The following is a 21,003-nucleotide window of genomic DNA, read 5'->3' as shown; positions in this document are numbered from 1 at the left end:
GCAGTAGAAGGTCCGCAATCTGAGCCCCACCCATCACACCTGAAAGCTGCCCAACAACCCCCAAAATAGCGACAGAGCCCGGAAAGTGAGCCAGAGCCAACTGGGGTTCTGGCACAACTTCCGTGAAACCACGCCGCCCGGGCTCACGCCGGCCTATGGACGATCCGCTGACCTGCCAGTTCACCAGGGCCGCCTGCCTTGGGCGCCGAGGGCCGGTACGACTTCACGGAAGTTGTGCCAGAACCCGTTCTCGTGTACAAAGCCACCCGGCCGCTGCCGAGCGTGGCCCGCGGCCTTCCGCACGTCACGCGCCACGCCACACCTCTGCTGCTCGGTGGAGCGCTGCGGCACGGTTCACCCCAGGTGCCATCTAGTACTCCAGTGTGACTTCGTAGTTCCACGTCACGTCGCGCGTGTGGCGGCTACTGGGCGGTGCCCTGCCCGATCGCACGGAGGACATCGGCGAGCCAGACCAGGTGGTGGCCCACGGCCCGGTTCGGATCGGCGAGGAGGTCCTCAAGGTGCTGCCATGACTCGGAGAGCTGCCCGATCGTGATCGTTCTCGGTTCGTTGGGGACGTCGTAGAGTTCGTCGCCCGGAACGGACCAGAAATATTCGTGCTCGAGCGCCACCGCGCTGCCGGCTGACGCTTCGATGTGTTGCAGTGCCAGCTCGAAGGCGTGCCGAAGCTGATCAAGCGGGATCCGCAGAGGTTCGCTGTCCATGCGCCTATTTTGTCGATCAGGGGCCGACGGACCGAAGCAAGCAGTTCGGCACTGCCCAGGACCCGGCCTGGAGCGAGAACGGCCACCGCGTGATCATCGGGGGTTGTGTGGACTCCTGAAGAGCGTGCGGTGGCCGCGAGCCATAGCGTAGAGCCTGTCCGGTGGCAGGCGTTGTTCGACCAGGCCATGGCTCGGATCGCGGGCCGGTTCCGACGGGTGGAACCGCGGGCAACCGCCCGCGCGTATCTGCTCGGACTGCTGTCCGGCGTCGAGCGGAAGAACTGCTGGCAGCTGGCCGAGCAGGCCGGTCACGTCCGGCCAGGGCCGATGCAGCTGCTGCTGCGTTACGCGCGGTGGGACGCCGATGCCGTCCGCGACGACCTTCGTGACTACGCCGTCGAACACCTCGGCGGCGATGGTGGCGTGCTGATCGTGGACGAGACCGGCTTCGTGAAGAAGGGCAGAGCTTCGGCGGGCGTGCAGCGGCAATACACCGGCACCGCCGGACGCATCGAGAACTCCCAGGTCGGGGTGTTCCTCGCCTATGCCACCGGTCGGGGCCGGACCCTGATCGACCGTCGGCTGTACCTGCCCGAGCACTCCTGGTGCACCGATTCCGAGCGCCGCCAGGCAGCCGGGATACCTGACGAGACCGAGTTCGCGACCAAACCCCGCCTGGCCTGGGAAATAATCGCCGCCGCATTGGACGCCGGGGTGGAAGCACCGTGGGTGACGGGCGACGAAGCCTACGGGCAGGACCCGCAGCTTCGTGCCGCTCTGGAAGCACGCGAGACCGGGTACGTGCTGGCCGTCGCCTGCTCCGTCCGGGTCCGGATCAACTCCGGCCGTACGCCGATTCGTGCGGACACGGTCGCCGACCGCCTGCCCGCCGCGGCCTGGCACCGGCAAAGCGCCGGTCACGGCGCGAAGGGCCCGCGCTACTACGACTGGGCCTGGATCCACACCGGCACCGGCGAACACCGCCATCTGCTGATCCGCCGCAACCCCGCCACCAGGGAACTCGCCTTCTACCTGTGCTGGTCACCCACCGCAGTACCGCTGGCCGAACTCGTCCGCGTGGCCGGCAGCCGCTGGAGCATCGGAGAGTGCTTCCAGGCCGCCAAGGGCCAGGTCGGCCTGGATCACTACCAGGTCAGGCACTGGACCTCATGGCACCGGCACGTCACGCTCGCCATGCTCGCGCTGGTCGTACTGGCCGCCGTTGCCGCCGATGCAGCCCCCGACCGACCCGCCGAACCGCATCACCACAACTGGGGTAGCAACCCAATATCGCTGACCGTTCCGGAGATCCGTCACCTCTTCACCGCCATCCTCAACCCACCAGTAGTGTCCCCAGCCAGGCTGCTGCACTGGTCGAGCTGGCGCAGACGCCACCAGGCAACAGCCCGGCGCAGCCACTATCGACGACGCTCAGCCCACGAAATCAGCGGATAGATCACGAAACCGCACTGGAGTACTAGGCGGCCGCACAACCCGCGATCTGGGCCGATTTTCGGCGCTACGGCAACAGGGGCGGACCCGCCGCGAGGGGAGTAACCCAGGGGTTAGGCTCTGTTCGAACGGGATCGGGGGACGACGATGGAACAGTGGCCTGAGGGACCTGTCGCTGACCCGGAGGCGGCTAGGGAGCGCTATGCCTCTGATATGCGGGCGGAGCGCAAAGCTTTGCGAGAGGTGATCAGGGCCGGCTTGCCTGCCGCGCACTTCGGCCTAGGAGTCGTCATCGTGGCGAGTGTGGTCGTGGGCCTGTTCGCGGGACCCATCGCCGGATCCCTCGTGGCTGGATCCTTTGCCGCCTTGTTCCTTGTTGCTCTGGTGTTCATGCTCCTTCGGGGCATCCGGGGGCTGGATGCAGCTCGCCGCGCCTACCTCTTCGCCTTTGGCTGGGCGAACTGGGTCTAGGGAAGACATAGACCCGCCGGCATCGGCCTGGACGGCCCGCAGCAGACGGCGCTCGGCATTCGGGGTGCTGCCGAGCTCGCGCAGATCACCCAGCGTGAGTCCCATCTGGGCTCGGCCGCGCATACGCGACACCTGAACATGCGAGCTCACCAGTCTCAACCCCCGGTACGCGGTCGCGACGAGCTCCCGCTCCTCCGCAAACGGGTACTCCTCACCGCCGCCCGGTGATGGCCCTGCTCAGGCAGGACGAAGCCGTCGGAGTACGTACTCCGACGGCCAGCAGAGGGCTCGAACAACCACGTTGGTGACGACGAAGTACCCCGGGCTCACCCAACCGTCCTCTTTGCTCACGAGCCCCGGACCGTCCTCGCGGTAGTAGCGACGCAACATACGGCGCAGGAACGGAGTCCCGGCCACCAACAGAACCGGAGCCGCGACGACTGCACCGACCGTCACGGCGAACCGGACTGCATGGATCCTGGCTACGTTCTCTATCCGCATCGCTCCAGTCTGCCGATCAGAAGAGCCTCGTCCACCGCTCTCACGGAATGTGTGCCAGAACCCCGTTCTGCGGACGGGGTCCGCGGTACCGGCGCCGGGTGCAGGTGTTGCTCTGGAAGGCGGCCCTCGGCGCGGCTTCCGGGGTGGGCATGGTCGTGGTGACCGTGGCAACGAACTGGTACGGCATCGCTTTCTAGCACTCTGGCCTGGGTAGATGAGTCCCGTTGCCATCGGGAGAGGTTGACTCCGTCTACCCGCGCGCTGGTGCCCCTGGCGTCATGCGGGCCAAGTCCCGGCAGCCCGGTGCCCTGCACGGCCACCAGGTGGCCGGTTCGTCTAGCTGGCGCCGGGGAGGACCCCCAAGTGCTCCGACTCGGGGGCCTAGCCAAATTCGGCCACGCAGCCGACAGTCGTGTCCTACCGGCTTCGTCCCTTGCGCTGTTCAGGAGCGGGCGGTTGTTGGCTGCCAGGGGCTGGAGGGGTTCCAGTATTGGCGGAGGGGGAGGGTCGGCCGTGGGTGGTGGTGGAGCGGGCCCGAGAGCTGCGCTCGCGCTTGGCCGGCGGGGCGAGGCTGCTGGCGGGGGAGCGGTGCCCTGGTGCTGTTGGCGGGCTGCCGCGAACGTGCTGCGGAGCTCCTTCTCGGCGGCGCTGGCGGCCGGAGCGAGCTGGTCCCGTCTGCGGCTCTCGGCCCTGCCCTGCGGGGTGGAAGGCGGGTCGGTGAGGAGGGCGAGCGGGGTGGGGCCTGCGACCACGGCGGGGTTCTCGACGAGGAGGTGCAGCAGCGGTTTGACCGCGTCGTGCTGCTGGCGGACCGGGCTGTTCGGGTCGGGTGAGGCCATGGCTGCGACGGTGTCGGCGTCCTGGGAGAGTCGCCGCAGGACGGGGCGGCTCTTGTCGGTGGTCTCGCCCCGGGCGGCCATCTCGACCAGGACTGTGCGGTACGTCGCGAGCCAGGAGACGGCCTCTTGTGCCGCCATCGGCTTCGCGCGTTCGTCCTCCAGCGCCGGGACGGCCCCGGGGCCGCCGGGGCACGACCCGTCAGGGCCGCGTTCGCTGCTGTAGAGGTCGGCGGCGGTGCGGTTGGTGATGACGATCGAGGTGACGGCCGGACTCTGTTCGGCGGCCGCGACGGTCTCCGGCATGGCTTTGTCGACGGCTTCCGAGAGTGTCTGTTGCTCAGCGGTGAGAGCGCCCTGCTCCGTCGCAGAGTGATGTCGGCGAGATCCGGGAGCGTAGGCGTGTTTGCATCTGAGTGATCATTGTGCTTCACGTGACGAATGCCCCAGGTATGAGAGCTGCCTGGATGGAGGTCTCAGCGCTTGCTCAGAAGCGTCGGAGGTCTTCCATACGGTCAAGCAAGCTCTGGATCAACTCGCCACGGATGCGCTCTGCCTGCTGCGCTCGTAACCTCAGCTCGCTCGTGAGTTCCGGGGAAGGAGACTCTGCGTTGTGGCTGCGGGATAGAGCAGTATGGATCGCTTCGCCGGTCTCCCTGATCATTGGAATCAAGGTCCGCTGTTCCTGCGTCAACGGAGCCAGTCCTTGCCGCTGCCGGATTCTTCGACGGCTGAGCATCCGGTTTCCCGAACCGCTATGTCGGGATATAAGGATTGCTAGGCCGTGAGCGGCTACAAGGTCCGCAGCGGCTTCCACCAGAGTGAGGTCCCTATCCAGCGTCCGCCGGAAGGCCTCAGGGTTCAGAGGCTCTCCGGATTCTAGGGATGACACCCCTTCCACCAGAACCCTCAGGACATTTCGAGTGGTTCGACGCAGCGCGACCAGTCTCTCGACCTCGGCGTCAGCCAGGGTCCGACGTCGAAGTCGCTCCGCTCCTTTGAATTGGAGGATCGGTGCTGTAGCGGCGGCTCCCGCTCCCAGTAGCGCGCCCCCAATCGCACCGATCAGTCCATACAGTGCTGCGCTGTCTGCCATGCATGCATCCTCATGGACCAGAGGCGACCTGTCAGGTGGTCAGGCGGACACGTGGCAGGAGTTGGGGTCACGTCGGCCATCATCGACCACCACGAGCCTGGTCCAACAAGCCGAAGGCTGCCCTCGAATCGCGAACATTTCAGGTACCCGCAGAGAGCAAGTGCTCTCCGCTCTTGGCTGCAAGCGTTCTCCGCTCTCGCCTACGTAGCCACCGGCACCTTGCCGTAGGCCAGGTCCTGGAGCTCAGGCGGTGTCCAGCGGCCGCCTTCCAAGAAGCGGGCGAGGGCGTCGAGCCGACTGCGTTCCTCGCGGACAGCGAGCGCTACGACCCCGACGGGCGGTCGCAGTTGTGGTAAGCGTCGTACGACGGCGGGTTGTCGGCCCCGCAAATGCAGCCCCATACCGTGCGCGAGCGCTTCGCGGCCGCGAGGTCGGTCTCGTAGGTACCCATGGATCTCCTTCACGTACGGCCGGGGGGAGCCCAGGCCCGGGTCAGCGCTTCGGCCGCGCGTGGATCGGGATGTGGATCTCCACGCCGCCGCAGTCGAAGTCGGCCCACTTGTGCTCGGGAGCGAGCACCCACCCGTTGTCCGTCGCGGCGCGCACCGTCTCCCGGACCGCCTCGGTCCTGCTGGCGTAGTCCCCGAGGTTCACGGACGCGAGCGGCATCCCGAGGTCGGAGGTGTAGGTGTCCACCGAGGCCCCCCACGTGTCGGCCTCGATGTGCATGATCAGGAGGTGCGTGGTCTCCAGGCTGGCGCGGGCGGCGAGTTCGAGGTAGCGGACGTGATCGGTCTGCATCACCAGCCCCTCGTACTCCGGGAAGTAGTCGCGGAGGTCTCGGTGTGCCTCTTGGTCGCCCTGCTGCGCCTTGCGCAGTACGGCGACGGCATCCGCGATCCGCTCGGGGGCAAGGACGTCGCTGGACATGGTGGCTCCTGTCGGGATGGGTTCGATGTGGTGCACGGAGGCGAAGCCCTCCTGGAGCAGCGCGTCCGGAGTGGCCTCTCTCGCGAGGCCGTGCTGCCAGCGCAGCGTGTCCTCGGGGACGCGTAGGTTGGCTGGCCGCAGGGCGTTGAGGGTCAGGCAGGCGTCGAGGTGGGGCAGGAAGCGCAGGGCGACGATGGGGCGCCCGCGCCGGCGGGCCCGCTCCACCAGTCCGGCCCGAATGCGGGGCTCCACGTTCGTGCTGTTCCCTGTCAAGTTGCTGTGTGCAGGGATGCACGGGAAAATCCGTTGGCTGTCGGTGTTCCCTGCTGGAACGATCCTGGAATGACCGACCATCGTGACGCCGTCCTCCGCCTGTGGGGTCGCCAGCTCTACGAGCGTCAGGGCGAGCCACTCGCCTGGGCGGAGGCGGTCCTGGAGGCCACCGGCCGCGCGCCGACCGCCGTCACCGCGGCGATGTCCGGCCGACTCGACGCCCTCGCTGATTCCCCATCGGACCCGGCATGGCTCCTGTTCCGTACGGTCGCCAAGCTGGCCGCGAACCTGCGGGGCGACGGCCTCTACGACACGGATGTTGGTACCCGAATCGGCCCACTGGCCCTGCAGTTGGGCGAGCTCGAACCACCGCTCGCCAGCCCGCTCGGGGACGCACTCGGCCCCCCGCCGGACGGACCGGCTTCCCTCGTCACTGTCCACGCGGCCGAGTTGAGCAGGCACCGCACAATCCGGCTGCGGGCGATCGACGCCCTGCTGGAGTGGGCCGAGCTCGGCCATCCGCAGGCCCAGGCGGCCCTGTCCCAGGTTGTCTCCGACCACCGGACGCAGGATGTCACCGTCTGGACCAAGGCGCTCAACCGGATCGCCCTGTTCGGCGACGAGAGCGTCGAACCGGGTCTCCTGCGCGCGCTCGCCGACACCGGGCACCGCGGGGTGCGGTGGTCGGCGCTCGCCTGTGCCGAACTCGGCTTCCGCCGGGCCGTTCCGCTGATCACCGCCCTGCTGGAGCATCCCGATCCGATGGTCCGCGAGGGCGCCTGCGAGGCGCTCGGCCTCTTCGAGGAACCGGCCGCTGTGCCTGCCCTGACAGCCAGGCTGAACGACGAGACCGACTGGGTTCGCAGCAGAGCCGCCCAGGCGCTCGGCCAAATCGGCGGCGACCGGGCACTCGCTGGGCTCTGGCAGGTCATGACGGAACGCCGGAACCCGAAGGCCAGCTATCTCGCCTCAGCGATCGCTGCCTTCGGCCCGCCGGTGGTGGACGACCTGATCACCCTCACCACTGATCCGGACCCGGACCTCCGAGCACTGGCATGCCGCACTCTCGGCTCCACCGCCGACGACCGGGCCCTGCCGGCGCTGGAACGCCTCGCCGCACACGACCTCGCCAGGACCACCCTCGGCGGCCTCGTGGCAACCGCCGCCAAACAGGGGCTGCGGACCGCGCACCGCATTCGCGCGCGCACCGCATCGACCTGAGTTCGACGCTCGCCTCGCCTGCCGTTCATCCTGAACCCAGGGCCAGGTGGCACGAGGAGACCAAGGCGTGTTCTCACTGCTCGGCAACATTTGCCGGGCGACTGACCCTCCCGCGTTCTCAGAACCCTGCGAAAACCGTTCCTGGTTTCCACATGCGCAGCCAGGCAGCTTGGGTTTCAGGTCGGCGGGCGCAGGTGGAGGATGTTGCCGATGTCCTTCAGGACTGGTCCCGGTTGGTCTTGGTCGTGTGTGAGCACAGCTGCGGCGAGGGTGAGCCGAGTGATCCGCTGGCGAAGGTCCTGGATCTCGGCATTCTGGTCGGCGATGGTCTCCTTCAGCCGAGTGACGGTTTCCCGGAGTCGCTTCTCAGGTTCGGGGACCTGGCGGGTTTCGGTGCGGACGCGCTCGTAGAACTCGTTCTTCAGGTCGACGTGGCGTTTCATGAGGGCCATACGGTGAACGCCGGCTTCGACAGCTAGGGCCTGTCTTCAAAGAGGTCTGACCCAGAGTAGGAGTGACGCGAGGGTGACGGCTGCCTGGTAGGACTCGCGGGTTTTGTCATAGCGAGTGGCGATCGCCCGGTACTGCTTGAGGCGGTTGAAACAGCGTTCGACGACGTTGCGGTGCTTGTAGAGCTGCTTGTCGAAAGCGGGCGGTCGGCCTCCGTCGCGTCCCCGGCGGGCGCGATGTCCGCGCTGGTCACGGCGTTCTGGAATGGTGTGGCCGATCCCGCGTTTGCGGAGGTAGGCGCGTATCTTGCGGGAGCTGTAGTCCTTGTCTCCCAGGATGTGGTCCGGGCGGGTGCGAGGCTGGCCCGGCCCGGTCCGAGGGACCTTGATGGTGTCCAGGACGTCCTCGAAGCGGGTGCAGTCGCTGACGTTGCCGCCGGTCAGGACGAAGCCGAGCGGCCGGCCCCGGCCGTCGCAGGCGAGATGGATTTTCGTGGTCAGTCCGCCTCGGGATCGTCCGAGGGCGTGATCACATACTTCGTCCCCCGCCCCCGCTCCTTTTTGCGGGCGCCGGCAGCGTGCTGATGGGCTCGCGCGATCGTGGAGTCGACCGACACCAGCCAGTCGATGTCACCGGCCACGTCCTTCTCGGCCTGCACCGCGACGAGCATCCGCGTGAACGTACCGTCAAGCGCCCACCTGCGAAAACGCGTGTAGAGCGTCCGCCAAGGCCCGTACCGCTCTGGCACATCCCGCCATGCCGACCCGGTCTGCAGCTTCCACACAATCCCGTTCAGTACCTTGCGGTCATCCAGCCGCGGCCGCCCGGTCGACGACCGCGGCAGCAGCCCGGACAGCGCTTCCCACTCCAAATCCGACAGCTCATGACGACGCACCATGACCCACGTGATCCCCCATCAGACCCCTTTGAAGACAGGCCCTAATCCTGAGGATGGAACGACGTAGCCGGTGGCCCCGTCCGCCGGCTGTCCATGAGCTCTTCATGCTCACGGTGTCGTCGCACACGAAGCAACCTTCAGAACCCAGACACCGCTACACCCTGTGCACAACAAGAGTGTCGCCGTCACTCCACTTCATCACCACGCAGAGTGTCGTCTAACACACAGGGATGGTGACAGGTGCCGACCATATGCCGGCCGTTATGCACCTGCCGGACTGGTTGTCGTACCTGGGTTCTAGAGTCCGGCGTATGTCCCGCCACACGTCTGGCCGTCCGGTGGACGTGGAGAGCCTCTTTCCTGAGTTGCTCCCCTTCCGCCGCGAGTCCGTCCGCCTGCACCCACGTCCCGGTTCTCCGACCTGCAAGGACAGTTCCGTCGGAGGTCCTTTGCTCTGGCCTGCCGGGGAGCCATGGCCGGTGTGCGGGGAAGCGCACTACGACATGGGCTCTGGGAGTGGTCCGGAACCCGCTGTATCCCTGGTTCCCATCGTGCAGGTCCATCGTGTCGACGCGCCTGGCGTGCCCTTTCCCAAGGGGACGGACCTGCTCCAGGTCTTGTGGTGCCCTTACGCACATGGAGACTTCGGCAACCCCTTGCCCCAGGTCCACTGGCGGGACGCCGGCGCGATCGGCGACGTATTGCCAACCCCGGAACCGGCGGCCGGGCTTCCCGAGGACTGGTACCCGGCTGCCTGTGTGGTTCACCCCGAGCAGGTGACCGAGTACCCGAGCTGGGACCTGCCTGATGACGTCTACGATGCGCTGAGAGACCGCTTCGACACGCTGCTGGCAGAAACCGGCCTGAGGTACTCCTACCACCTCGCGGAGGCCCCAGGAATCAAGCTGGGTGGCTACCCGAGCTGGACACAGGAACCGTACTGGCCCGACTGCGAAGGGTGTGGCAGTCGGATGGAGCATCTCCTGACTGTCGCCAGCTGGGAATTCGACGGCGAGTCCTGGCGCACGTGGCTTCCCGAAGAGGACCGAGCCGACGAGAACGATTCGAGCGGCCTGCGTTGGAAGGGCGATGCCCACAACCCCGCCGGACTGTGCCTTGGCGACGCCGGAGGTGTCTACATCTTCGAGTGCCGTACGTGCCCTGAGCGCCCTATCGGACACTGGTTCGACTGCTCGTGACCGCTGGTGAAACTGACTAGTTAGATCTGCTCCACGCTCGCGCGGGGATGGTCCCGTCTGCCGGCCACCGTTGAGGTCGAACCACTTCTGCTTCCTGCACTTGCGGGGGTGGTCTCGACGTGGTGAGTCAGGTCGGTGTGCTGCCTGGTGGGGAGTGGTCGCGTGACCTGGCGGGTGTTTTGTCGGTTTCGGTGAAAGTGGTTCAGCTGGGGCTGGGTGTGAGGTAAAACTGCAGCTCAGGAAGTCTGCTCCCCGCGCCCGCGGGGATGGTCCCCACGCGCCGAACATCTCCGAGGCCCTGGCCAACTGCTCCCCGCGCGCGCGGGGATGGCCCTCACGGCCGGACGTATTTGTAGCGCTGCCCGGATGGCCGTCGGGCTCTCCCATGAACGCGATGGGCCTGATGGCGACCGCCTGTATCGCACGTTGGCCCCGTGTAACCGCGGTCGGCACGTCGTTCATCGCTGCGTGGACTCACCCTTGCTGGTCCGTGTGGCGATGGCATGGGCGAGGTTGGCGCGGATGACCTCCGTCATGCGGTGGTCCGGTCCCAGCACCCGTTCCATGTCGGTGAGGGTCTGTTCGTACAGGGGGATGGCCCGCTCAAGGTCCCCTGCCGCTTGATAGGCGTAGGCGAGGTTGTTCCGCGAGGTCATGGGGTCGAGGTGGTCGGGCCCCAGCACGCGCTCGCGGTCGGCGAGGGTCCGTTCGTGCAGCACAATGGCCTGGTCGAGGTCTCCTGTTGCCTGGTAGGCGTAGGCGAGGTTGCTCAGCGAGGTCATGGTGTCGGGATGGTCGGGCCCCAGCACGCGCTCGCGGTCGGTGAGCGTTTGTTCGTACAACGGGATGGCCCGGTCGAGGTCTCCCGCTGCCTGGTAGGCACTGGCGAGGTTGTTCCGCGAGGTCATGGTGTCGCGGTGGTCACGGCCCGTTACTCGCTCGCGGTCGGTGAGGGTCTGTTCGTACAGGGGGATCGCCTGGTCGAGGTTTCCTGCCGCCTGGTAGGCGTAGGCGAGGTTGTTCCGTGAGGTCATGGTGTCGGGATGGTCGGGGCTGAGCACGCGCTCGCGGTCGGTGAGGATCTGTTCGTAGAGCGGGATGGCCCGGCCGGGGGTCCCCGCCGACAGATAGGTGCTCGCGAGATTGTTCTGTGAGATCAGAGTCTTGGGATGGTCGGGGCCCAGCAACTGCCTGCGTTCGGCGAGGGTCTGTTCGTACAGCGGGATGGCCCGGTCGAGGTCCCACGCCGCCTGGTAGGTGTAAGCGAGGCTGTTCCGCGAGGTCATGGCGTCTGGGTGGTCGGGGCCCAGCACACGCTCCATGCTCGTGTGCGCGCGTCGAAGGTGCTTCAGCGCGCGGGCGAGCAGGCCCTGATTGCAGAGGAAGAGCCCGGCTTCGTGGAGGAGGCGGGCCGTGGCGGCGGTGTCGGTGGCCTCGACGGTGTGGTCAGCGAGTGCATCGATGTGGGGGAGTAGGGCGCGCCAGGTGGGCCACGTGGTGGGGTTGCCGCCGTCGCCGGGCAGGGCAGTGCTGAGGTAGGTGGTGGCGCAGTCGCGGGCGTGGTCGATGGCGTCGGGGGTGCGATGGGGGTCCTCGGGGTCCGGGGTGCGGGCGAGGGCCTGGACGAGCCGGTGGACGTTCAGGCTGCCGGTACCCGGGTCGGGGGTGATCATGCTGTAGGCCGTGAGCAGGCCGATTGCCTTGTTCCGGGCGGGTGCTGAGGTGAAGCCGCCGTCCAGCAGCGTGGCGGGAATGTGATCAGGGGCGTACCAGGCCAGGGCCCGCAGCAGGTCGCCCGCGGGTGGGTGGAGGGCGGTGATGCGGTCCAGGGTGAGGCGCCAGACACGGGCGATGGTGCGCTCGGGGGCAGTGGCGACGGCGCCGTCGCGATACATGTCCGCGGGGTGCTGGGCGAGCAGCTCCAGGTAGGCGCGGGGGGTGGGGGTGGTGAGCTGGTTCTCGACCAGGTACGCGGCGGCCTGTTCGATCGCGAGGGGCAGGTGGCCGAGTTCGGCGCACAGCTCGGCGGCGCCGTCCAGGTCCCGGGAGCCTGCCCTGGTGGTGATGTTGGTGAGCAGGTCTAATGCTTCGTCCGGGGCCAGGACGTCCAGGCGTACCACGGTGGTGGCCTGGTTCCAGGGGGTGGAGAGCCGGCTGGTGATCAGGAGGCGTCCGGTGGCGGGGCCCTGGATCAGGGGGGCGATGTCGGCGGGGTCGTTGACGTTGTCGAGGATCAGCAGCCAGCCTGTGTGGGTGGCCAGCCACTGCAGGGCGTGTTCGGCGAGTTTCTCCGCGGGCAGTACGTGAGCGAGGGCTGGTTGCAGGGCGGTGGCCAGGTCGGCCAGGCCCTCCTGGACGCCTGCCGCGCTGTCGGCGTTGATCCACCGGACCGGGGTGCAGCCGTGGTCGCGGGTGGCGGCCCAGTGAGCGGCCAGGGTGCTCTTGCCGATTCCTCCCAGGCCGTGCACCGCCTGAACCACCGCCCCGCCAGGGGTGGCGAGCGCGGCGTCCAGCCGCTCCAGCTCACGGGTGCGGCCGACGAAGTGATGGGGGCGGTTGCGGAGGGTGTCCAATCCGGGTGGGGCGTGCACCTCGGCTGCGGGTCGTAACGCCTCGGCAGGCAGCGCTACAGCGGTGGCATGGTCGCCGGTCAGAGCGGTCCCGTAGTTGTCGCCGGCGATGGCAACGGACCGGTCCCCGCCCGCGTTCGCCCCGGCCGGAGGCTGGGCGGGATCAGCCTCCGGGGGCTCCTCGGTGTCCTTCTGGTAGGCCCGTTTCATGACGGTGCACCGTCGTGGCGGTCACCGGTGGACAGCGTGCCGGTGTTGTCGCCGCCGATGGCGATCGACCGTTCCCCCGTCGCGGCCACCGTGCCCGGCGCCGGCCGGGCGGAGGGCGGCGCGGGACTCCGGCTGCCGTCGGTGGCCGGTGCGCCAGGCTGGCCGGCTCCGGTGTCGCCGGTGGAAACCGCGCCGGAGTTGGGGCCGCCGATGGCGACTGCGCGCCCACCGGTCGCCTGGACGACGGGCCCCGGGACGTGCTCGCGAGAGCGAGTGGCAAAGCGATACCCCCACATGCCCACCAGCGCCGCCACGGCCGTGCCCAATGCGGAAGCCACCGCCCAGCGAATCTCGGCGACCTCCAGCACCGACGGCAGAACCACAGCGCCGCCCAGCCATGTGGGCATCGCGAAGCCCACTATTGTCGCCAGGCCCGCGATCGTCCACCTGCCCAACCGTTCCATCCCGCTCCCCCCCGAACGATGCTCCGTGTCGACCACCACCATGGCAGCAACACCGCCGTTTCGGACCCCGAACGACAGGCAGCGGACGCACTCGATGCACCCGGATTCCGAGGTGGTTCGCGATGGCCCAAAGGGGGTGCACGTACCTGACCTGACCTTGCTCAGTGGATCGGCGTGTGCGGGAGCGGCCTGGCCGGCGTGACCGGTTCGGCACCGAACACATCCTGCTGACCGTCCCCGACGGCCACGCGCTGAAGATTTACGCCTTCCGCCGGCAGGGGCGGCTGCATGGACGGCCGCCCGGCGTGAGGCGTATGCCAACGACCAGGGCGCGCCCGACAGCTTGATCGCCGTCTCGGGCAGCTCGAACCGCTCGAAGGCGGATAAGGACCCGGCGGACTGGCTGCCGGTGCCGGCGGACCGCTGCAAGTACACCGGCGACTGGATCAAGGACAAACTGCGCTGGCGGCTGACCGCGGACCCCGCCGAGATCAACGCGCTGACCCGTCTCGCCGAAGCCTGCCCCGAGACCACGGCCAGTTACGAACAGGTTTTCTGACCGGCGCGACTTCCTGGCGTGGGCGGGCGAAGGCCGGCCGCCCACGCTCGGGGGCGATGCCGCGGGCGGCTGGTCCCTCGGGCTCCCGTCCTGCCGGATGCCGTGCTTTGACCGTACGTCGCAAATGGGGCGGATGAGCCTGTGGAGAGGCATTGTTCGGGCCGCGCGGGTGACCGGGCCAGGCATCTGGCGGAGCCGGTGCAACGCGGACGCCCTCCGTCCGGTGGCGGCGGCGCACAGTGGGGTCGTGGATGTCGAGGAGATAGCCGATGAGCTGTACGGGCTGAAGCCGTCCGACTTTGTCGCAGCACGGGACGCGTACGTCGCAGAGGCACGCAAGGCGAAGGACCCGCCGGCGGCGAAGGCGATCGCCGCGCTGCGCCGACCCGCGCTCGCGGCGTGGGCCGCGAACCTACTTGCCCGTCAGCAGCCGGAGGAGACCATGCAGTTCCTGACTCTGGGGGAGACGCTGCGAGAGGCCCACCGGACGCTCGACGCCCAGCAGCTGCGGGCGGCGAGCGGAAGCAGCACAAGCTCGTCACCGAGCTCGCCCGCACGGCCGCCGTCCTGGCCCGTGAGGCCGGGCAGCCGGTGGCCCGACATGCTCCGCGTCGCCGGATCGCTCATCACCAACCAGGTCCGTGCCTACGACCTGCTGCGGATGTTCGGCCGCGAGGGCCACCCGACCCCGCTCGGCGCCGCGTTCGCCGAGTACGGCCGGATCGACAAGACCATGCACCTGCTCACCCTGGTCGACCCGGTCGACGACACCTACCGCCGGCTGATGAACCGGCAGCTCACCGTGCAGGAGTCCCGCCACCGCCTGGCCCGCGCGATCTGCCACGGCGGCCGCGGCCAGATCCGCCAGGCGTACCGCGAGGGCCAGGAGGACCAGCTCGCCGCCCTCGGCCTGGTCCTCAACGCCGTCGTCCTGTGGAACACCCGCTACCTGGACGCCGCCGTCGCCCAGCTCCGCGCCGAGGGCCACGGCATCAAGGACGAGGACGTCGCCCGCCTCTCCCCGCTCAAGGACCGGCACATCAACTTCCTGGGCCGCTACCTGTTCAACATCAAGGCCAGCGGCCCCGGCCAGGGCCTGCGCCCTCTCCGGGACCCGGACGCCGTCGAAGACGACGAGGGCAACGACTGAACCGGCGCGCGACGTACGGTGGAGACGTAGCGCGTACCAGCCCGAGCTGTCAGAACGGTGGTTCGGTGGAGTAGGCGCCGTCCCAGGCGGGTGTGGCCGGTTTGCTTATCGGCTGCTGGAGGAGTCGTACAGCGTCCTGGATGCGGCCGAGGTCGATAAGGCGCTCGGCACGAAGAGAGCTGTTGACTTCCGGGTGCTGTGCGAGGACTGCGGCGGCTTCTTCAGTGCGGCCGGCTTTGTCAAGGATGTCGGACAGGGCCCAGGCCGCGTACCAGGTGTCGCCCTCGGGGTGAGATCGCGCCTGCTCGATCGCTTCGTCGAGCAGGCCGCAGTCGGCCATGAGCGGAAGCCGCATCTGGAAGAGGTCCCAGTACTCCTCGCCGTCCCTTCGCGCCTTGATGGCATCAAGGTGGGCCAGGCCCTCTCGGGACCGGCCGTGGTCGGAGTACAGGGTGCAAAGAGCGTCGACGAGCCAGTCCTCCGCCTCGTGTTCGGTGAACGCGCGCAGCACCTCGATCGCCTCATCGCTCCGTCCGTGCCGGACCAGGAGCTCGGACAGCGGTACAGCCACATGCCACATTCCGGACGGCGTGGAACCGAACGTGCGGTAGGCGGCGATCGCGCCTTCCACGTCGTCGCGTTTCTCCAGCACTTCGGCAAGGCGCTGCACGGCGTGCCCGTGGTGCTCGGACGCCGCGTACGCACGCAGTTCCGTGATCCGGTCATGCCTGGTCAGCAGGTCGGCCAGCTGGTCACGGCCGTTGACGGAGGTGATCTCGCGGGTGTGCAACAGGGCGATCGCCTCCTCGACCCGGCCCTGGCGTTCCCTGATCGTGGCGAGCAGGCCGACAGCGTTGGACGGTTCCATCCGGAGGTTGTCGCAGTCCGGGTCGTCACAGGCAGGCACCGCCACTTCCGCCCGGGCCTCCAACAGGACCGCCGCTTCCTCGTCCATGCCCGCCGCTGCGGCAACGTCGACCAGGCACTCGGCGAGGAACCAGTCCTGGATCCCGGCACGCAGCAGCATGAACGCCTCGCCGCTGCGGCCGTGGCGGGCCAGCAGGCGCGCGAAGAAGACCAGCGCCAGCCGGTCACCGGACTCCGCGTACGGGCGGGACAGCGCGATCGCCTCCTCCGCCCGGCCCCAGCCCTCCAGCAACTCCGCCCGGGCCTGGGCCGCCGGCCACCAGTTCGTGGCGACGTACGGAGCGAGCACCTCCAACGCCTGCTCTCGCTGGCCCCGATTCCCGAGCAGCCGGACCCACTCCAGTGCGCAGAACCACTCCCCGCGGCCAGCCTGGAACTCCACTTCCCGCTCATGACCGAGTTCGAGAAGCCGCGACACCAGCTTCGGAGGAATGTAGCCCGTCAGCGTTCGGGCCCGGTAGTCAAGATCATCAGCGTCCACGACAGCGCACCTTAGCCCTCACCACTGACACAGCCCGCACGTCGAGGCCATCGCATGTGAGGGCAGGCGTCAATAAACGATGGCAAGCTCAAGTGATCAACGCACCACCCTCGGATGATCATGTGATCGTGGAGGCACAGGTGCGTGACTACGGGTTTTCGCCGGCTCAGCAGGACGAGATCTGGAGACGCTGGCGCGAGGGGCAGTCGTTCAGCTTGATCGGGCGGGCGTCGGGGCGCCGATGCAGAGCGCCCGTCGGTTTCTGCATCAGAGCGGCGGCGTCCGCCTCGCCGCGCAGACGCGGTCAGAGCGGCATCTGAGCGGCAGCGAGCGCGAGGAAATATCCCGTGGCCTCGCCGCCGGGGAATCGGCTCGGCAGCTGGCCAAGCGGCTGGGCCGATCTCCTTCGACCATCTCGCGCGAGATCGCCCGCAACGGCGGCCGGGACCGCTACCGAGCCGCGTCGGCCGATGCGGCCGCCTACGAGCGCGGGCGCCGCCCCAAACAGGCCAAACTCGCCCAGCGACCTGCTCTACGCGCTCTGGTGGAAGCCAAGCTGGCTCTGTGCTGGTCACCCGAGCAGATCGCAGGATGGCTGCGCCGGCAGTTTCCTGGTGACGCCTCCATGCAGATCTCGCACGAAGCGATCTACCTCTCGCTCTACGACCCTCGCCGGCGCCAGGCGATCGACCGCAGCCTCACCCAGCGGCTGCGGTCAGGCAGGCCGATGCGCCGACCGAAGATCGCCCGTCGGCCCACCGGGCGGGGCGTCATCCGCGGCATGGTGTCCATCACCGCCCGCCCCGCCGAGGTCGAGGACCGCAAGATCCCGGGCCACTGGGAGGGAGACCTCGTCATGGGCACCCGGCCCTCGGCCGTCGCCACGCTGGTCGAGCGCACCAGCCGCTACACGGCCATTGTCGCGCTGCCCGACGGCATCAAGGCCGAACAGGTCACTCCGCATCTCACCAGGAATCTCCTCGGCATCCCGCCCCAGCTACGACGAACGCTCACCTGCGACCGAGGGCGCGAGATCGCCGAACACCAAACCATCACCGCCGAGACGGGGATGCCGATCTACCTCTGCAAGCCGCGCAGCCCGTGGCAGCGCGGCACCAACGAGAACACCAACCGACTACTTCGGCAGTACCTGCCCAAGGGCGCGGACCTTCGCAGGTTCAGCCAGGCCGACCTGGACGCCATCGCCCACGAGCTCAACCACCGCCCGCGCAAGATCCATGGCTACCGCACTCCGGCCGAGGTCTACGCTGACCTCCTGAACAGCGGTGATGCGCTGACCGCTTGAGCTCGCCGACGTTTCTCGACACTGAAGACCAGTTTGTCGTGTGAGCCGATTGACCCACGATGTGATCATCGCGGCGGTCAGTGTGACCGCCGCGACAGTTCTCCGGGTGTGCGGTCGGCTGCTGCTATGAGCTGGGCTGCCAGATTCTTGAGGGCCGGCCGGAGTTCGTCGGGCTGGTGGATGGTGAAGGGCCATTCCAGGGAGGCGAGGAGATGTGCCATGCCGTCGAGGCGTTCCGCCCGGGCGTGCATGAGGACGCCGACGGGTTGGGCGGTGAGCGTGACGGCGGTGTTCGGCAGCCGACGGGCGATCTCGTCGAGGGGGCCGTGGATCGTCACCTCGACCTGCCAGCGGTAGGGCCCCTGGGCGAGGGTCGAGGTCAGGTGCGCGACGGGGTCGAAGTCGTCGGGGGCGGTGAAAGTCGAGGTGCGGGGTGTGACGGAGGTGATGCGGTCGATGCGGAAGGTCCGCATGTCGTCTCGGAGGTGGTCGTGGCCGACGACGTACCAGCGGCCGGTGTGGAAGACCACGCCGTAGGGGTCGATGTCGCGTTCGGTCTGGTCCTGCCGCCACGACCGGTGGTCGATGCCGACGGTCGTCTTGGCGCGCGAGGCCTGGGCCAGGGCCAGCAGGACGCCGCTCTCGGGCGCCTGCGCGATCACGGCGTTGGCGGTGAAGGAGAGGGTCTCGCGCATGGCGGCGAGCGGTTCCCGCAGGGCCTGCGGAAGCACCCGTTCGATCTTGGCCCGGGCGCCCGTGCTGGCCGGTGCGGTGGTGCCCATTCCGAGGCGTTCGCCCGCAAGGAGTCCGAGCACGACGGCGAGGGCCTCGTCGTTGGTGAGGACCAGGGGCGGCATCCGGTAGCCGCGGGCCAGTCGGTAACCGCCGTAGCGGCCGCGCTCGGCCTGCACGGGGATGCCCAGGTCGCGCAGGTGGGCGGTGTAGCGGCGGACCGTGCGGACGTCGGTGCTGAGACGGTCGGCCAGCGCCGGCCCGGTAAGCCCGACGTTCGACTGAAGGAGTTCCAGCAGGGTCAGCACGCGGGTGAGGGGATGCGACATGGATCACTCAGCCTTACAGGGCGGATTCTGTCCTGTATCGACTTTACGCTCCCAGGCAGCACCTACTTCAGGGAGATCACATGGCCACCTTCGTACTCGTTCCCGGCGCCTGGCTCGGCGCGTGGGCCTGGGAAGACACCGCCCGCGCCCTGCGGGAGCGCGGCCACACGGCGCTGCCGCTGACGCTGACCGGCCTGGCCGAGCGCGCCGAGGAGGGCGGGCCCAGGACGGACCTGGACACGCATATCGGGGACATCACCGCCTTCGTGGAGAAGAACGATCTGCGCGGCGTCACGCTGGTCGCCCACAGCTACGCGGCTGCCCCGGTGACCAGGGCAGCCGGGCGCCTCGGCGACCGCGTGGAGCGGGTCGTCTACGTGGACAGCGCCCCGTTCGCCGCGGGCATGCGCATGCTCGACCTCATGCCGCCGGAGGCGGCGGACCAGCTGGGCCAGCAGGTCAAGACCCATGGCGACGGCTGGCGGCTACCGATGCCGCCCTTCGAGATCCTGGGCCTGGCCAGCAGCCTCGACGGCCTGGACGAGGACCGGCGGGACGTGCTGCGCGCACGGGCCACCCCGCATCCGTTCGGCACCTACACCCAGCGTCTCGCCGGCCACGCCGAGCCCGGTCCCGGCGTGGACCGTGTCCTGATCGCCTGCCGCGACTTCACTGGCCTGCTGAATGCCGGGGTGCCGATGCTGGCCTTCCTCAACCAGCCGCCGTGGCGGCGCTTCGACCTGGCCACGGGGCACTGGCCGATGCTGTCGGCGCCCGCCGAACTCGCCGGCATGCTCCACACGGCCGCCTCCTGACCGAGACGGATACAACCCGATGCTTGACCATGGGAGCGTCCGCAGGCTGCGGGCCCGCGCGCAGGCCCTGGCTGGCGGGGTACAGGAGGCCTCCGTCGCGGCGGTGGTCCGCCGGGTCTTCGCCATCCAGGCCCAGGACGCCACCGCCGCCGACCTCGGCATCCGGGTTCGCGGGCGGGACATCACCGCCCGCGCCATCCGTACGGCGTACGAGGAGGAGCGGAGCATCGTCCGCGGCTGGTACATGCGCGGCACCCTGCACGCCATCCCCAGCGACGACGCCCGCTGGGTCCTGCGGCTGCTCGCTCCCCGGATCATCGCCGGCACCGGCCGCCGCTACCACCAGCTCGGCCTGGCCGACGACCTGCGCCAGCGATCCGACCGCCTCCTTCGGCACGTCCTCGCCACGCACGGCCCACTCACCCGCGCCAGCCTGACCGAGCACCTCACCACCCTCGGCGTCCCGCCGGACGGGCAGGTGCCCTTCCACCTGATCCGGCACGCCGCACTCACCGGCGTCCTCTGCCACGGCCCGCAGCGCGCCGGTGAGGCAACCTATGTGCTGCTCGACGACTGGCTGCCCGCCACCCAGGACTCCCGACCGGACGACGACGCCGCCCTGGCCGAGCTGGCCCGCTGTTACCTAGCCGAGCACGCCCCCGCCACGCTCGAGGACTTCGCCGCCTGGTCCGGGCTACCGGTCACCTGGGCGCGCAGGGCCTGGAGAAACCTGGCGGAGTCCGGCGTGATCGCCGAGTACGGCACGTTGACCATGCTCGCCCGGCGAGTGGAGGAGCCAATCGCCGCGTCTGACATCCCGGACGTTCGCCTGCTGCCCGCCTACGACAACTACCTGGTCGGCTACCGTACCCGCGAGGCATCCGTCCCCGCTCCCCACCAGGCCCGCGTCTGGCCAGGAGGCGGCGTCATCCGGCCGACTGTCCTCGCGGACGGCCTCGCCATCGCCACCTGGACTCGCGGCTCCGGCGCGCGCTCCATCCAGGTGGATGCGTTCGGACCTGTCCCACGACAGATCGAGCTGGGAATCGACGGGGAGAAGACATCCATCGTCCGCTTCCTGCAGCCCACCGCGTAACCGGATCGCGCTCCGAGGCGAAGAAAACGGGGTCTACGCCAGGCTCGCGGGCGTTCGCGCCGCCGGCCGGGGACGAGGGATGATCAGAGGCTCCGCAAGTCGCGCGCGAGTTCCGTCACCATCACCATCACCGCCGCCGCAGCCCGCGCGTCTTGCGGGTCGGTATTGATCGGCACGTCCAGCCGCCCGCAGAGCATTGCTCTTTCGGTGAGGACACTGAGCCGTTTCCAACTTCACGCTGATGCGTGGTGAAGAACAAGAACAGCCTTCACGATGTCGGTGATGCGGTTGGTGCTGCAGCGGAGTTTCCGG

At 68.7% G+C, this 21,003-nt stretch carries 16 protein-coding genes and 3 pseudogenes; 9 read left to right on the top strand and 10 right to left on the bottom strand.

Going from position 1 to position 21,003, the window contains the following annotated elements:
* Positions 1 to 422 precede the first annotated feature (422 nt).
* On the bottom strand, positions 423 to 725 hold the full coding sequence (locus ACFCY7_RS33630; RefSeq protein ID WP_376489861.1) for a hypothetical protein: 303 nt from the start codon (positions 723 to 725) through the stop codon (positions 423 to 425).
* A gap of 186 nt (positions 726 to 911) precedes the next feature.
* Here ACFCY7_RS33630 and ACFCY7_RS33625 point away from each other — a divergent pair.
* Both ACFCY7_RS33625 and ACFCY7_RS33620 read left to right on the top strand, forming a co-directional pair.
* Positions 912 to 2,206, top strand: a pseudogene (locus ACFCY7_RS33625) (IS701 family transposase).
* Between the two features lie 265 nt (positions 2,207 to 2,471).
* On the top strand, positions 2,472 to 2,648 hold the full coding sequence (locus ACFCY7_RS33620; RefSeq protein ID WP_376489860.1) for a hypothetical protein: 177 nt from the start codon (positions 2,472 to 2,474) through the stop codon (positions 2,646 to 2,648).
* 2,755 nt (positions 2,649 to 5,403) lie between these two features.
* Here ACFCY7_RS33620 and ACFCY7_RS33615 read toward each other — a convergent pair.
* Both ACFCY7_RS33615 and ACFCY7_RS33610 read right to left on the bottom strand, forming a co-directional pair.
* A complete protein-coding gene (locus ACFCY7_RS33615) occupies positions 5,404 to 5,532 on the bottom strand; it encodes a hypothetical protein (RefSeq protein WP_376489859.1) in 129 nt (42 codons plus the stop codon).
* Between the two features lie 41 nt (positions 5,533 to 5,573).
* Positions 5,574 to 6,263, bottom strand: a complete 690-nt coding sequence (locus ACFCY7_RS33610) for a hypothetical protein (RefSeq protein ID WP_376489858.1) — start codon at positions 6,261 to 6,263, stop codon at positions 5,574 to 5,576.
* Positions 6,264 to 6,353: 90 nt separating this feature from the next.
* Between ACFCY7_RS33610 and ACFCY7_RS33605 the strand changes: the two genes are divergently transcribed.
* Positions 6,354 to 7,505 (top strand): HEAT repeat domain-containing protein, encoded by a 1,152-nt coding sequence (locus ACFCY7_RS33605; protein WP_376489857.1) that lies wholly within the window; start codon positions 6,354 to 6,356, stop codon positions 7,503 to 7,505.
* Positions 7,506 to 7,681: 176 nt separating this feature from the next.
* On the opposite strand, the gene ACFCY7_RS33600 is transcribed toward ACFCY7_RS33605, so the two are convergent.
* Positions 7,682 to 7,948 carry a hypothetical protein gene (locus tag ACFCY7_RS33600; RefSeq protein ID WP_376489856.1) on the bottom strand — a complete coding sequence of 89 codons (267 nt, stop codon included), beginning with the start codon at positions 7,946 to 7,948 and terminating at the stop codon, positions 7,682 to 7,684.
* 45 nt (positions 7,949 to 7,993) lie between these two features.
* Positions 7,994 to 8,853 (bottom strand): IS5 family transposase gene (locus ACFCY7_RS33595; RefSeq protein ID WP_376489855.1). Its coding sequence is split into 2 segments (ribosomal slippage): positions 7,994 to 8,514 and positions 8,514 to 8,853, totalling 861 coding nucleotides; the frame shifts between segments, so codons are not numbered across the junction.
* A 551-nt stretch (positions 8,854 to 9,404) separates the two neighbouring features.
* On the opposite strand from ACFCY7_RS33595, the gene ACFCY7_RS33590 reads away from it, so the two are divergent.
* Positions 9,405 to 10,052: a DUF1963 domain-containing protein gene (locus ACFCY7_RS33590; RefSeq protein ID WP_376489854.1), complete on the top strand. Its 648-nt coding sequence runs from the start codon at positions 9,405 to 9,407 to the stop codon at positions 10,050 to 10,052.
* A gap of 458 nt (positions 10,053 to 10,510) precedes the next feature.
* Here the strand turns inward: ACFCY7_RS33590 and ACFCY7_RS33585 are convergent, their stop codons facing one another.
* Together ACFCY7_RS33585 and ACFCY7_RS33580 are read right to left on the bottom strand one after the other, a co-directional pair.
* On the bottom strand, positions 10,511 to 12,832 hold the full coding sequence (locus tag ACFCY7_RS33585; protein ID WP_376489853.1) for a tetratricopeptide repeat protein: 2,322 nt from the start codon (positions 12,830 to 12,832) through the stop codon (positions 10,511 to 10,513).
* Entirely contained in the window at positions 12,829 to 13,338 is a 510-nt protein-coding gene (locus ACFCY7_RS33580; protein WP_376489852.1) for a hypothetical protein, read from the bottom strand. Before ACFCY7_RS33580 ends, ACFCY7_RS33585 begins: the two co-directional genes overlap by 4 nt.
* Positions 13,339 to 13,639: 301 nt before the next feature.
* On the opposite strand from ACFCY7_RS33580, the gene ACFCY7_RS33575 reads away from it, so the two are divergent.
* Complete coding sequence (locus tag ACFCY7_RS33575) at positions 13,640 to 13,855, top strand: hypothetical protein (RefSeq protein WP_376489851.1); 216 nt, start codon at positions 13,640 to 13,642, stop codon at positions 13,853 to 13,855.
* A gap of 586 nt (positions 13,856 to 14,441) precedes the next feature.
* Positions 14,442 to 15,005 (top strand): annotated as a pseudogene (locus tag ACFCY7_RS33570) (Tn3 family transposase); the annotation flags it as partial.
* A 49-nt stretch (positions 15,006 to 15,054) separates the two neighbouring features.
* On the opposite strand, the gene ACFCY7_RS33565 reads toward ACFCY7_RS33570, so the two are convergent.
* Positions 15,055 to 16,413, bottom strand: a complete 1,359-nt coding sequence (locus ACFCY7_RS33565) for a hypothetical protein (protein ID WP_376489850.1) — start codon at positions 16,411 to 16,413, stop codon at positions 15,055 to 15,057.
* A gap of 241 nt (positions 16,414 to 16,654) precedes the next feature.
* Between ACFCY7_RS33565 and ACFCY7_RS33560 the strand changes: the two genes are divergently transcribed.
* Positions 16,655 to 17,719 (top strand): IS30 family transposase, encoded by a 1,065-nt coding sequence (locus ACFCY7_RS33560; RefSeq protein WP_376489849.1) that lies wholly within the window; start codon positions 16,655 to 16,657, stop codon positions 17,717 to 17,719.
* A 77-nt stretch (positions 17,720 to 17,796) separates the two neighbouring features.
* Here ACFCY7_RS33560 and ACFCY7_RS33555 read toward each other — a convergent pair whose 3' ends face one another.
* Positions 17,797 to 18,780 (bottom strand): helix-turn-helix transcriptional regulator, encoded by a 984-nt coding sequence (locus tag ACFCY7_RS33555; RefSeq protein WP_376489848.1) that lies wholly within the window; start codon positions 18,778 to 18,780, stop codon positions 17,797 to 17,799.
* 80 nt (positions 18,781 to 18,860) lie between these two features.
* Between ACFCY7_RS33555 and ACFCY7_RS33550 the strand changes: the two genes are divergently transcribed.
* Both ACFCY7_RS33550 and ACFCY7_RS33545 read left to right on the top strand, forming a co-directional pair.
* Positions 18,861 to 19,595, top strand: a complete 735-nt coding sequence (locus tag ACFCY7_RS33550) for an alpha/beta fold hydrolase (protein ID WP_376489847.1) — start codon at positions 18,861 to 18,863, stop codon at positions 19,593 to 19,595.
* A 19-nt stretch (positions 19,596 to 19,614) separates the two neighbouring features.
* Complete coding sequence (locus ACFCY7_RS33545; protein ID WP_376489846.1) at positions 19,615 to 20,691, top strand: winged helix DNA-binding domain-containing protein; 1,077 nt, start codon at positions 19,615 to 19,617, stop codon at positions 20,689 to 20,691.
* 233 nt (positions 20,692 to 20,924) lie between these two features.
* Here the strand turns inward: ACFCY7_RS33545 and ACFCY7_RS33540 are convergent.
* Positions 20,925 to 21,003 (bottom strand): annotated as a pseudogene (locus ACFCY7_RS33540) (IS5/IS1182 family transposase); the annotation flags it as partial.

This window comes from Streptomyces sp. NPDC056361, assembly GCF_042262805.1.
Taxonomy (GTDB): domain Bacteria; phylum Actinomycetota; class Actinomycetes; order Streptomycetales; family Streptomycetaceae; genus Streptomyces.
This window is presented reverse-complemented; position numbering and strand designations above follow the sequence as displayed.